Here is a 12,523-nt window from a genome sequence, read left to right as displayed (position 1 = left end):
TCGGCGCGAAACTGTCCACCCTGACCAAGGAACAGGCCGCCTACCTCGGAATCTCCCCCGAGGGCCCGTTCAAACCCGACCACTACCGCTACTGAGTCACGAACTGCCGGGCCGTCGCTGACCACCAGCGGCGGCCCGGCGGTCTCAGTCCGGCTCGCGGCGGCGCCGGGCAGGTCGGACCCACGTCCATCCGCACCACGCGAGCCAGGCGAGCGAGACCGCCGCGGCTCGGGCCGCCGAACACCGCCGGATTCAGCAGGGACTGGGTCGCCACGGGGTACGGCTCCTGTCGCCCTCCCGCGCGACCGGTGTGACAGGGGTGGCGCCGGTGGTGGCGCGGACCGGCACACCCAGGGATCATGGTGACACGCGGGATCCGATCGGACGGCCCCGTGGGCCCGGCGGCGACGTCGCGGGCGCGGGTTGCTGGGCTACGGCGGCCGACGGCAGTACCGTGCCGGAGGACGCGGATCCCACCGAAGGAAATGGGGATGGAAAATTAATCCCATGAGAGCCCGGGTACTGGTGGTCGACGACGACCCCGCGCTCGCGGAGATGCTCGGCATCGTCCTGCGCAGCGAGGGGTTCCTGCCTTCGTTCGTGGCCGACGGGGAACGCGCCCTGGCCGCGTTCCGGGAGAACCGGCCGGACATCGTCCTGCTCGACCTCATGCTGCCCGGCATGAGCGGCATCGACGTGGCGCGGTCGATCCGGGCCGAGTCGGGCGTTCCGATCGTCATGCTCACCGCCAAGAGCGACACGGTTGACGTCGTGCTGGGGCTGGAGTCCGGGGCCGACGACTACGTGGTCAAGCCGTTCAAGCCGAAGGAGCTCGTGGCCCGGATGCGGGCCCGGCTGCGGCGCGGTGAGGACGTGGCCCCCGAACTGCTCACCATCGGTCCGCCCGGCAACCAGATCACCATCGACGTGCCCGCCCACACCGTCAGCCGCAACGGCGAGGAGGTGAAGCTGACGCCGCTGGAGTTCGACCTCCTGGTCGCGCTCGCCCGCAAGCCGCGGCAGGTCTTCACCCGGGAGGTGCTGCTGGAGCAGGTCTGGGGTTACCGGCACGCCGCCGACACCCGGCTCGTCAACGTGCACGTCCAGCGGCTGCGGGCCAAGATCGAGCCGGATCCCGAGCGACCGGAAATCATCCTCACCGTGCGGGGCGTGGGCTACAAGGCGGGTACCGGATAACCTGGTCACACTGTGGCCAGCCCCCCGATCTCCGACCTCGCGACGGCAGCCTCCCAGCGGCGTGGCGCCGCCTGGGAGCTGTGGCGTGCGCTGAGCGGGCGGGGCGCGCGGCTGCTGGCGGGGCTGCACCAGACCTGGCGCCGCTCGCTGCAGGTGCGCGTGGTGACGATCACACTGCTGGCGTCCAGCCTGCTGGTCGGGGGCTTCGCGTACCTGATCGCTGACAAGATCACCAACATTCTGCTGGAGAACGCCAGGAACGACGTGGAGACCCGCCTGGACAGCGGCGCGGGGTACGCGGCCAAGCAGTTCGGGCTCTACAACCAGCCGCAGGAGGCGCAGTTCCAGGAGACCGTCGACGGCACGGTCAACTACCTGGCCGGCGGTGACCCGCAGCAGACCAACGGCGTGGTGGTCGCCCTCACCGCCGACAACTTCAGCGGTGTCATCCAGTCGCGCACGTCCCCGGCGGTCGGCAACCTCAACTCGGTGGTCAGCCCCGAGCTGCGCGCCACCGTCGCCGGGGGCAGCGTCGCCAGCCAGATCCGCACCGGCCGGCTCGGCGAGGAACGGACGAAGTACCTGGTCTACGGCTCGCCGGTGCCCACCCGGTTCGGTCAGGTCGAGCTGTACTACCTGGTTCCGCTGACCCGGCAGGACGCCGCCGCCACCGAGGCCCGGGCCACCGTGGTCGCCACCGGAGCCGCCCTGGTGCTGCTGCTCGGCCTGCTCGCCGCCCTGGTGACCCGCCTGGTCGTGACGCCGGTACGGGTGGCCGCCCGAACGGCCCAGCGCCTCTCCGCCGGCCTGCTCGACCAGCGGATGGTCGTCAACGGGGAGGACGACCTGGCGCTGCTCGCCGCCTCCTTCAACCAGATGGCGACGAACCTGCAACGGCAGATCCTCCGGCTGGAGGAGATGTCCCGCCTGCAACGACGCTTCACCTCGGACGTCTCGCACGAGTTGCGGACGCCGCTGACGACGGTCCGGATGGCCGCCGACCTGATCTTCGCCGAGCGGGACGAGTTCGACCCGGCGGTCGCCCGCAGCGCCGAGCTGCTCCAGGCCGAGCTGGACCGGTTCGAGGAGCTGCTGACCGACCTGCTGGAGATCAGCCGCTTCGATGCCGGCTTCGCCGCGCTCGACGCCGAGCCGACCGACCTGGTGCCGGTGGTGCACCGCGTCGCCGACCGGTTGTCCTGCCTCGCCGAACGGGTCGGGGTCACGATCGAGCTGGACGTGCCGAGCGGTCCGGTGATCGCCGAGATCGACCCGCGACGCGTCGAGCGGGTGCTGCGCAACCTGGTCGGCAACGCCGTGGAGCACGGCGAGGGCAAGCCGGTGCGGATCACCCTCGGCATGGACGACACGGCGGTGGCGCTCACCGTGCGCGACCACGGGGTCGGCCTCAAGCCGGGCGAGGAGAAGCTGGTCTTCAACCGGTTCTGGCGGGCCGACCCGTCCCGCGCCCGGCAGACCGGCGGCACCGGGCTCGGCCTGTCGATCAGCCTGGAGGACGCCCGGCTGCACGGCGGGTGGCTCGAGGCGTGGGGGGCGCCGGGCCAGGGGGCGCAGTTCCGCCTCACCCTGCCGGCTCGTGCCGGTGACCGCCTGACCACCTCGCCGCTCCGGCTCGTCCCCGCCGACGCGTCGCTGCCGTTCGGCGGCCCCCGCGACGGTGGCCTGCTGGCCATCGGCCCGGGCACCGCGGGCGCGCTGGCGGTCGGGCCGGCGCCGGCGGTGGAGCGCGCGGAGTCGCGGCCGTGAGCCGGCGACAGGTTCTGGGCGGCCTGCTCGCCGTGCTGCTGCTCGGTCCGGTCGGCTGCGGCATCCCGGCGAACACGGAGGTCCGCGTCGAAGGGTCGGGTCCGGCGGCGGAGGCGGGTGCCAGCAGCGGCGGCCGGGTCGAGCCGCCGACCCGGACCGCCGGCGACAGCCCGGAGGAGTTCGTCCTCAACTTCCTCTCCGCGGCGGCCGGTGAGCCGGACGGGTCGTACGACCGGGTCCGCCAGTTCGTCGACAGCGCCGACCGGGCCCGTCTCAAGGAGAAGCAGGGCAGCGCGGTCTCGCTGACCGTCGTCCGGCTGATCGCGCCCCCACGGATCGTCACCTCGCCCGACCAGAGCCGGGTCACGCTGCGGGTCCAGCAGGTCGGGCAGTTGCGGGCCGACGGCGTCCTGGAACCGCCGGAGGCGACCGCGACGTCGTACGAGTTCGGGCTGCGCCCGACCGTGCAGGACTCCGGCATCGAGACGGACTGGTACGTGGTCGACCCGCCGGCCGTGCTCCTGCTCAGCGTCGAGGCGCTGGAGCGCTACTACTCGCCCCGGCCGGTCTACTTCTGGAGTTCGGACCGCAGTCGCCTGGTGCCCGACGAGCGCTACCTGCCCCTGGCCGTGCCCAGGGACCGGCTGGTCAGCGAGGTGGTGCGGTGGCTCACCGGTGGCCCCTCGGACTGGCTGCGCAAGGGTGTCAGCCTCCTACCGGACCGCACCGAGTTGATCAACAACGCCACCCGGACGGACGGCCGCTGGGAGGTCAACCTGAACATGTCCGGTGCCGACCGCACCCAGCTCGATCAGTTGGGCACCCAGCTCGCGTGGTCGCTTCCGGAACTGGAAGGTCCGGTCGACCTGAAGATCAACAATCAGTCCCGGTTGACCATCGAGGACGTCGCGCAGCGTCGCCGGGCGTTCCCGGCCCACTCCGTCGACGACGCCCCGCAGCGGTTCTGCGTCTACGAGGGCGCGGTCCACTCCCTCGCGTACCCGGGCGAGCCGAGCGGCCCGGTGCCGGTGGCCGCGCCGGCGAACACCCGGGTGGTCGCGGCCGGGCTCAGCCGCCACGAGCGGGGCATCCTCGCCGCGCTCGTGGTGGCGAGTGAGAACGGCCGGCAGTACCTGTCGGTGGGGGTCGGCGCCGACCCGGTGACCACCTTCACCCGCAGCCGGGGCGCGGGCTTCGGCACGATGGGGCGGCCGGTCTGGCTGCGCTCGGCCGATCCGCCGTCCGGCCTGGTCGTCGCCGACAAGCGGCTGTTCCGCTTCGACGCCCAGGCCAGGCTTACCCCGGTGCCGTTGGGTGTCGCGGGGGACGTGACGGCGGTGGCCGCCTCCCCGGACGGCCACCGGCTCGCGGTGATCGTGAACGGTGGCCTGTACGTGCTGGCACTGAACCACGACGGCGGCGTGCTCGACGCCGGGTCTCCCCGCCGGTTGTTCACCGCGCTCACCAACCTCTCCGCCGTCGACTGGTACGGCGAGAACAGCCTGGTGGTGGGCGGGTCGGCGGGCCAGCCGGCGATCTACGAGATCAGCGTGGACGGCGCCCGGGAGAGCGCGTTGCGGGACTCCACCGGGGCCGCCGTGACGCACCTGTCGGCGTACCCGGCGAACCCGGCGGCCCAGTTCAGCGGCAAGGTGATGTACGAGGCCAACAGTGTGGCCTACCGTGGCGTCCCCTTCGAGCGGATCCAGCGGGAGCAGGTGCAGGAAGCGGCCGGTGTCCGGGCCGGCAACCCGACCGCCCCCTTCTTCCTGTACTGATCGCCGTGCGGGACGTCGGCCGGCTCCTCGCGGACCTGGGTGACCTGGTGCTTCCGGTGGAGTGCGCCGGATGCCGGGAACGCCGTGCGGGGCTGCGGCACGGCGTGTGCGCCGGCTGCGTCGCCGCGCTCGACGGCCTGCGCCCCCGTTCGGTGCGCCCGACGCCCGCACCGGCCGGCCTGCCGCCCTGCGTCGCGCTCGGCCCGTACGCCGGCCCGCTGCGGGAGGTGCTGCTGGCGTACAAGGACCACGGCCGCCACGGGCTGGCCCGGCCGCTCGGCGCGCTGCTCGCCGAGGTGGTGGCCGTCGCGGTCGGCGACGTACGCCCGGTGCTGCTGGTGCCGGTGCCGGACACCGCGGCGGCGGCCCGCGCACGCTACGGAGACCACCTGGGCCGGCTAACCCGGCACTGTGCGGGCCGGCTGCGCCGGGCCGGCTGGCCGGTCGAGGTCCGCCGGGCGGTACGCGCACTGCCCCGCCCCGACTCGGTGACGCTGGACAGCGCCGGCCGCGCCGCGGCGGCCGAGTCGGCCTTCCGGGTGCGGGACCGCCGGGCGCCGGTCCCGGCGGGCGCGGCGGTGGTCGTGCTGGACGACATCGTGACGACCGGCTCCACTCTCGCCGCGGTCAGCCGTGCGCTGAGCGCGACCGGTGGGTCACCGGCTGTGGCGGCCGTGCTCGCCGCGACGGAGAAACGCGCTCCGGTGTAACCGTTCGTGTTTCCGTTTCACCCGTTGGTGTATGAGCTGTGAAAATTCCTGGGCGGTCTCGGCAACCAGGGGTGACTGCCGGGCGAACAGGAGTTAGCGTTCTGCTGTCGGGGGTAGGAGGCTTCCCATCCACTCCCGGCGGTGAGAGGAGGCGTAGCCGTACCGACCGGTCGACGCCGAGTGGGGCCGCCCCGAGGACGCGCGACCGGGTAACGCATCGAACGACCGTCCGATCGAGGGAGGTCACGTGGACATCGTGGTCAAGGGCCGAAATGTCGAAGTGCCGGACCATTACCGGGTGCACGTAGCGGAGAAACTCGCAAAAATCGAACGCTACGACCACAAGCTTATCCGTGTCGATGTCGAGTTGTTCCACGAGCGCAATCCGCGCCAGTCGGACCACTGCCAGCGGGTGGAGATCACCTGCGTGTCCCGGGGCCCGGTGATCCGGGCCGAGGCCTGCACGAACGACTTCTACAGCGCGCTGGACTCGGCCATCGCCAAGCTCGACACCCGGCTGCGCCGGGCAGCCGACCGCCGCCGGGTCCACCGGGGCCGGCACGCACCCATCTCCGTCGCGGCCGCCACCGCCGGCCTGCCGGTCACCGACCTCGTCGCCTCGTCGCTCAACGGCGACGGCGCCTCCGCCGGTACGGCCACCGCCGTCGCGGAACGGGTCGAGGAGGAGTACGACGACCAGCCCTGGCACATCGCGCGGGAGAAGGTGCACCCCGCCGAGCCGATGACCGTCGACGACGCCCTGTTCCAGATGGAACTGGTCGGGCACGACTTCTACCTGTTCCAGGACAAGGAGTCCGGTCGGCCCAGCGTCGTCTACCGGCGGCACGCCTACGACTACGGGATCATCTCCCTGGACATCTGAACCGGCGCGTGCCGGGGGCCGGGTCGGGAGGACCGATCCGGCCCCGGCCGGCCGTCAGTCGGTCAGATCCGCGGGCAGGAGCCCGTAGACCGCGTCGTCGATCCGGGCGCCGTCGAGCCCCGGGACCGCGCCGCGGACCAGTCCCTCCCGGCGGAAGCCCACCCTCTCCAGCACCCGCTGCGACGCGGTGTTGTCGGTCAGGGTCGTGGCGGACAGCCGGGCCATCCCCACGGTGCCGAAGGCCCATCCGGCGAGCAGCCGGACCGTCCGGGTGGCGTACCCGCGTCCGCGCCACGCCGGCAACAGCGCGTACCCGACGGTGCCCTCCCCGGCCGCGTCGTCGTACGACAGCCCGGTGCTGCCGGCCGGGTCCCCGGTGGCGGCGTCGAGGATCAGCATCCGGGCGATGCTGCCGGTGAGCCAGGCGCTGCCGGACAGCGCACAGCGCCGGTCGACCGCCGCGCGGGTCGGCGGCACCGGGGGCGCCTGGTTCGCCACCACCTCGGGGCGGGTGTGCAGGGCGTACATGAGGTCCGCGTCGTCCGGGCCGAGTGGGCGCAACGTCACCGTGCCGTCGGTGAGCCGGCCGTCGGGCAGGTCGGGCAGCAGCCGCGGCGTGGGGCCCGTCGGGTCGTCGGCGAGGCGTACCCACGCCAGCAGGTCGTGTCGCCCGCCGCCGCGGGTGGGGTTCGCGTCCCGGCGTACGCCCTCGTGCCGGAAGCCGGCCGCCAGCGCCACCCGCTGGCTGCCGACGTTCTCGCCGCCGGTGAGCAGTTCCAGCCGGGCGGTTCCGGTGGCGAACGCCTGGTCGGCGAGCGCGCGGGTCGCGGCGGTGGCGACCCCCCGGCCTCGCGCCCGGGGGGCGACCCAGTAGCCGATCTCCGCCTGGTTGCGGGTCGGGACGGGGTTGCTCAACCCGATTCCGCCGAGCAGCCGGTCGCTGGTCCGGTCCGCGATCGCGTACGCGGCGCCGCCGGTGGCCCAGGCCGCCGGCGCGCCCTCGGTGATCCACCAGCGGGCGTCCGCCTCGGTGTACGGCGAGGGCAGGCCGGAGATGAACCGTTGCGTCTGCGGGTCCGCGCAGGCGGCGGCGGTGTCGGCGGCGTCCTCGGGGCGGAACAGGCGCAGCCGCACCCCGTACGCCTCGATGGTCTCGGGGGTCATGCCAGGTCCTCGGCGAGCAGCGCGCCGACCCACGCGTCGGTGCGGGTGCCACGGTGGTTCAGCGCCGCGCGGGCCGTGCCCTCGACGGTGAAGCCGGCCTTCTCGGCGGCCCGCCGGGACGCGGTGTTGCCGACGTTGGCCCGCCACTCGATCCGCGCCAGGCCCAGCGTGGTGAAGCCCCAGGCGGCCAGCGCGGCCAGTGCGGCGGGCAGGTAGCCGCGGCCCCGGGCGTGCGGAGCGGTCATGAAGCCGACGCTGGCCTGGAGCGGGTCGGCGGCGGAGAGCCGCAGGTCGATCGCGCCGGCGAAGCGGTCGTCGGCGCCGGCGATCGCGTAGCAGGCGCTCGTGCCGGCCGCCCACGCCTGCCGGGCGTACGCCAGGTAGTCCTCGGCGTCGGGACGGTCGTAGGGGTCGGGGACGGTGGTCCAGCGGATCGTGTCGGCGTCACGGCAGGTGACCACGATGGCGTCGACGTCCCGTGCCTCCATCGGGCGCAGCCGCACCTCGCCCTCGCCCGCCGTGGCGAACAGGACCGGCTGGGGCCGGCCGAAGACGGTGGCCCGGCGGGCGTCGAGCGTGCCCGGGCCGGCCGGCCCGACCTCGTCCGGTGCGGGCACCTCACCGGGCAGCAGGGAGCCGAACCACTCGTGGGTGCCGTACTCGGGGTCGGCGGCGCGGAGTCGGCCCTCGATCTGGAACCCGGTCCGGAGCGCGACGAGCCGGGAGGCGTGGTTGCCGACGAGCGCCCCCCAGAGCAGTCGGCGCAGCTTCAGCTCGTCGAACGACCAGCGGGCGAGGGCCCGGGCGGCACGGACGGCGACCCCGCGCCCGCGCGCCCAGGGTGCGGTCCAGTAGCCGATCTCGCTGGCCTGGTGGGCGGTCCGGTCGATCGTGACGAGCCCGCAGGCGCCGAGCAACTCGCCGGTCGCCGGGTCGCAGACCGCGAACGGCGCTCCGGTGCCGCTCTCCCACTGCCGGGTGGAGAACTCGGTGACGAACCCGCGGGCGTGTTCCGGCAGGTACGGGCGGGGAACGGTCGTCCAGCGCTGGATGTCCGGGTCCTGGCAGGCCCGGTGCACGGCGCCGGCGTCGGCGGCGCGCCACGGTCGCAGCAGCAGGCCGGCCTCGGTGATCTCGACGGGCTCCACCCGTGCCATCGTGCCGGATCTTTCGCCCACGGCGTAACCGGATATCGCGCCACCCGCGACCCAACCGACCCTTATGTCGGTTTCGCCCGTTCGGACCACCGCCACCAGTGACCATCGCGCTGATGGAGCGCCTACGATGGTTCGAGACCGTCTAGGGGAGCGTTGATCCGTGTCGATTCTGGAAAGGGTCCTCCGCGCTGGCGAGGGCCGCATGCTGCGTCGGCTCAAGGCCATCGCGGCCGCCGTCAACTCGATCGAGGACGACTACGTCAACCTCACGGACGACGAGCTGCGGGGGATGACCGAGCAGTTCAAGGACCGGCTGGCCGACGGCGAGACCCTCGACGACCTGCTGCCCGAGGCGTTCGCGGTCTGCCGGGAGGCGGCCGCCCGCGTCCTCGGCCAGCGCCCGTACGACGTCCAGGTGATGGGTGGCGCGGCGCTGCACTTCGGCAACATCGCCGAGATGAAGACCGGTGAGGGCAAGACCCTGACCTCGGTCATGCCGGTCTACCTCAACGCGCTTTCCGGCAAGGGCGTGCACGTGATCACCGTCAACGACTACCTGGCCCAGCGCGACGCCGCCTGGATGGGCCGGGTACATGAGTTCCTCGGCCTCACCGTCGGCGTGGTGCTGCCCAACCGGCCCGCCGCCGAGCACCGGGCCGCGTACGAGTGCGACATCACGTACGGCACCAACAACGAGTTCGGTTTCGACTACCTGCGCGACAACATGGCCTGGTCGAAGGACGAGCTGGTCCAGCGCGGGCACAACTTCGCGGTCGTCGACGAGGTCGACTCGATCCTCATCGACGAGGCCCGCACCCCGCTGATCATCTCCGGTCCGGCCGAGCACTCCGCCCGGTGGTACGGCGAGTTCGCCGCCGTCGTCGCCCGGCTACAGCCCGGCAAGGACGGCGAGGGCGACTACGAGGTCGACTACGCCAAGCGGACGATCGCGGTGACCGAGCGCGGCGTCGCCAAGGTCGAGGACCGGCTCGGCATCGACAACCTGTACGAGTCGGTCAACACCCCGCTCGTCGGCTACCTCAACAACGCGATCAAGGCCAAGGAGCTCTACAAGCGCGACAAGGACTACATCGTCTCCGAGGGCGAGGTCCTGATCGTCGACGAGTTCACCGGCCGCATCCTCCACGGGCGCCGCTACAACGAGGGCATGCACCAGGCGATCGAGGCCAAGGAGGGGGTGGAGATCAAGCAGGAGAACCAGACCCTCGCGACGATCACCCTCCAGAACTACTTCCGCCTGTACGAGAAGCTCTCCGGCATGACCGGCACCGCCCAGACCGAGGCGGGCGAGTTCAACAAGGTCTACAAGGTCGGCGTCGTGACCATCCCGACCCACCGGCCGATGGTCCGGGAGGACCGCCCCGACGTCATCTACAAGACCGAGAAGGCCAAGTTCAACGCGGTCGTGGAGGACATCGCCGAGCGGCACCACGCCGGCCAGCCGGTGCTCGTCGGCACGGTCTCGGTGGAGAATTCCGAGATCCTCTCCCAGCTCCTGCGCCGCCGCGGCATCCCGCACTCGGTGCTGAACGCCAAGTTCCACGCCCGCGAGGCGGAGATCGTCGCCCAGGCCGGCCGCAAGGGCGCGGTGACCGTCGCCACCAACATGGCCGGCCGTGGCACCGACATCCTCCTCGGCGGCAACGCCGAGTTCCTCGCCGCGAGCGAACTCCGCCAGCGCGGGCTCGACCCGATCGAGCACGAGGAGGAGTACGCCAAGGCGCTGGAGGAGGTCCTGCCCAAGTGGAAGCAGGCCTGCGAGGCCGAGGCGGAGGAGGTCGCCGGCGCCGGCGGTCTCTACGTGCTGGGCACCGAGCGGCACGAGTCGCGGCGGATCGACAACCAGCTGCGCGGCCGGTCGGGCCGGCAGGGCGACCCGGGTGAGTCCCGCTTCTACCTCTCCCTCCAGGACGAGCTGATGAAGCGGTTCCGCTCCGGGGCGGTCGAGGCCGTCATGGAGCGCTTCAACATCCCCGAGGACGTGCCCATCGAGTCGAAGATGGTCACCCGCCAGATCAAGAGCGCCCAGGCGCAGATCGAGGCCCAGAACGCCGAGATCCGCAAGAACGTCCTCAAGTACGACGAGGTGCTCAACAAGCAGCGCCAGGTGATCTACGCCGAGCGGCTGCGCGTGCTCAACGGCGAGGACCTGTCCGACCAGGTCCGCAACATGATCGACGACGTCGTCGAGGCGTACGTGCGGGGTGCCACGGCCGAGGGGTACGCGGAGGACTGGGACCTGGAGCAGCTCTGGTCCAACCTCAAGCAGCTCTACCCGGTGGGGGTCACCATCGAGGAGCTGGAGGAGGAGGCCGGCGGCTCGCGGGCCAGCATCGACGTCGACTTTTTGCTCAGCCGCCTCAAGGAGGACGCGCACGCCGCCTACGACCGGCGCGAGGAGCAGCTCGGCGAGGACGGCACGCGTCAGCTGGAGCGCATGGTCCTGCTCCAGGTGATCGACCGGAAGTGGCGCGAGCACCTCTACGAGATGGACTACCTCCAGGAGGGCATCAGCCTCCGAGCGTACGCCCAGCGCGACCCGGTGGTGGAGTACCAGCGCGAGGGCTTCGACATGTTCGCCACCATGATGGACGGTATCAAGGAGGAGACGGTCGGCTTCCTCTACAACCTGGACGTGCAGGTCCAGGAGCCGGAGCCGGCCGCCGACGAGGTGCAGTTGCTGGAGAAGCCGGTCGAGATCCGGGCCAAGGGCCTGGGCCGGGCGCCGCAGCAGCAGGGTCTCCAGTACTCCGCGCCGACCCTGGACGGCGAGGCGGGCGCCGGTGCCGTGGCTCTGGAGACTCCCGACGAGGCAGCGCCGACGGCGGGCCGGCCCGCTCCGGCCGCTCCGGCGGCCCCCGGGCGGACGGCCCCGACGGCTCCCCAGCGGCCGGCGAGCGGGCTGCGCGGGCCGGTCGTCCCGGCCGGTGCCGCTCGCCGGGCGGCACCGGGGCAGGCGGAGGCCGGCAACGGTCCGTCCCGCAACGCACCGTGCCCGTGCGGCTCCGGCCGCAAGTACAAGCGCTGCCACGGCGCGCCCAACGGCGGCGCCTGACGGTGATTCCGGCGGGCTCGCCCGCCGGTCCGCTTCGATCCGGGCCGCGGTCCCTCCGGGGGGCCGCGGCCCGATCCGTCTCCGGGCGCGCGGGCGTCGCTGTGGTTCGGGTCGGCCCGGTGCGGGTCGCGCGGGCGGTCGCCGCGGTTCGCGCCAGCCCCGGTCAGAGGACCTGGAGGGCGGTGCACAGCCAGGTGCCGCGGCGGTGTTCGAGGCGGAACGCCATCGCCCACACCCGGCCCGCCGGCCCGGCCAGCACCGCGGCCGCCTCGGCCGCCCCGCCTCGTGGCTCGCACACCCGCAGCCGGCGCAGGTGCACCGCCGGGCGGGTGGACCGGCGGCGCGCCGGACCGGAGCGACCGATCGCCCGGCCCACCTCGGGCAGCAGATCGGCTGCCCGGGCCGGGTCGAGCAACGGCCGGAGCTGGCCGGGTGGCCGGTAACCGTTGACGACCTCCAGGCAGGTGGCGACGAAGCGGTGGGCTGCCCGGGACGCCTCGGCAGTGGCGGTGACCAGGGCATCGGGCGGCACCGGACGGCCCGGCCGTCCGGGCGCGGGGCCGGGCCGGCGACGCCGGTCCGGCGGGCGGGCCGTCCCGCGCCGGGCCGCCTCGAACAGGTCGAGCGCGAGTTGACCGTGGACCGGCCAGCCGGCCGGGTCGTCCTCGACACAGGGCGGGTCGAAGGACGGGGCCGGGCGGAGCCGGACGGGAGGTCGGACCGGACCGGGGCGGCGCGAGTCGGTCATCATGATCTCCCGTTGTTCTTACGTTTGCCTTCGTTTGCCTCCG

General features: G+C 72.9%; 10 protein-coding genes. 7 read left to right on the top strand and 3 right to left on the bottom strand.

Annotated elements, in window-relative coordinates; all coding sequences use genetic code 11:
- The 6 genes from AB0873_RS05500 to raiA all read left to right on the top strand — a co-directional run.
- A partial coding sequence (locus tag AB0873_RS05500; protein WP_366598577.1) for an adenosylhomocysteinase occupies nucleotides 1-95 on the top strand: 95 nt, incomplete at its 5' end.
- Nucleotides 96-507: 412 nt separating this feature from the next.
- Entirely contained in the window at nucleotides 508-1,197 is a 690-nt protein-coding gene (gene mtrA, locus AB0873_RS05495) for an MtrAB system response regulator MtrA (RefSeq protein WP_350653182.1), read from the top strand.
- A gap of 90 nt (nucleotides 1,198-1,287) precedes the next feature.
- Nucleotides 1,288-2,964: an MtrAB system histidine kinase MtrB gene (gene mtrB / locus AB0873_RS05490; RefSeq protein WP_366598576.1), complete on the top strand. Its 1,677-nt coding sequence runs from the start codon at nucleotides 1,288-1,290 to the stop codon at nucleotides 2,962-2,964.
- The gene (locus tag AB0873_RS05485) at nucleotides 2,961-4,742 is read left to right on the top strand and encodes an LpqB family beta-propeller domain-containing protein (protein ID WP_366598559.1); all 1,782 of its coding nucleotides are present in this window, start codon (nucleotides 2,961-2,963) and stop codon (nucleotides 4,740-4,742) included. Before mtrB ends, AB0873_RS05485 begins: the two co-directional genes overlap by 4 nt.
- Before the next feature lie 47 nt (nucleotides 4,743-4,789).
- Nucleotides 4,790-5,452, top strand: a complete 663-nt coding sequence (locus tag AB0873_RS05480) for a phosphoribosyltransferase family protein (protein WP_366598575.1) — start codon at nucleotides 4,790-4,792, stop codon at nucleotides 5,450-5,452.
- Between the two features lie 247 nt (nucleotides 5,453-5,699).
- Nucleotides 5,700-6,335 (top strand): ribosome-associated translation inhibitor RaiA, encoded by a 636-nt coding sequence (gene raiA, locus AB0873_RS05475; RefSeq protein WP_366598558.1) that lies wholly within the window; start codon nucleotides 5,700-5,702, stop codon nucleotides 6,333-6,335.
- Between the two features lie 54 nt (nucleotides 6,336-6,389).
- Here the strand turns inward: raiA and AB0873_RS05470 are convergent, their stop codons facing one another.
- Complete coding sequence (locus AB0873_RS05470) at nucleotides 6,390-7,499, bottom strand: GNAT family N-acetyltransferase (RefSeq protein ID WP_366598557.1); 1,110 nt, start codon at nucleotides 7,497-7,499, stop codon at nucleotides 6,390-6,392.
- Entirely contained in the window at nucleotides 7,496-8,656 is a 1,161-nt protein-coding gene (locus tag AB0873_RS05465; protein WP_366598556.1) for a GNAT family N-acetyltransferase, read from the bottom strand. The genes AB0873_RS05470 and AB0873_RS05465 overlap by 4 nt, the downstream gene beginning before the upstream one ends.
- Nucleotides 8,657-8,816: 160 nt before the next feature.
- Here AB0873_RS05465 and secA point away from each other — a divergent pair, with 160 nt between their 5' ends.
- On the top strand, nucleotides 8,817-11,732 hold the full coding sequence (secA, locus tag AB0873_RS05460; protein WP_366598555.1) for a preprotein translocase subunit SecA: 2,916 nt from the start codon (nucleotides 8,817-8,819) through the stop codon (nucleotides 11,730-11,732).
- A gap of 163 nt (nucleotides 11,733-11,895) precedes the next feature.
- Here the strand turns inward: secA and AB0873_RS05455 are convergent, their stop codons facing one another.
- Nucleotides 11,896-12,480 (bottom strand): Rv3235 family protein, encoded by a 585-nt coding sequence (locus tag AB0873_RS05455; RefSeq protein WP_366598554.1) that lies wholly within the window; start codon nucleotides 12,478-12,480, stop codon nucleotides 11,896-11,898.
- Between the last annotated feature and the right edge of the window lie 43 nt (nucleotides 12,481-12,523).

This window comes from Micromonospora sp. NPDC047707 (assembly GCF_040704235.1).
Lineage (GTDB): Bacteria > Actinomycetota > Actinomycetes > Mycobacteriales > Micromonosporaceae > Micromonospora.
This window is presented reverse-complemented; position numbering and strand designations above follow the sequence as displayed.

Coding starts and splice junctions, on each gene's coding strand:
- AB0873_RS05470 (WP_366598557.1), bottom strand. CDS start 7,499: ATGACCCCCGAGACCATCGAGGCGTACGGGGTGCGGCTGCGCCTGTTC.
- AB0873_RS05455 (WP_366598554.1), bottom strand. CDS start 12,480: ATGACCGACTCGCGCCGCCCCGGTCCGGTCCGACCTCCCGTCCGGCTC.
- mtrA (WP_350653182.1), top strand. CDS start 508: ATGAGAGCCCGGGTACTGGTGGTCGACGACGACCCCGCGCTCGCGGAG.
- AB0873_RS05465 (WP_366598556.1), bottom strand. CDS start 8,656: ATGGCACGGGTGGAGCCCGTCGAGATCACCGAGGCCGGCCTGCTGCTG.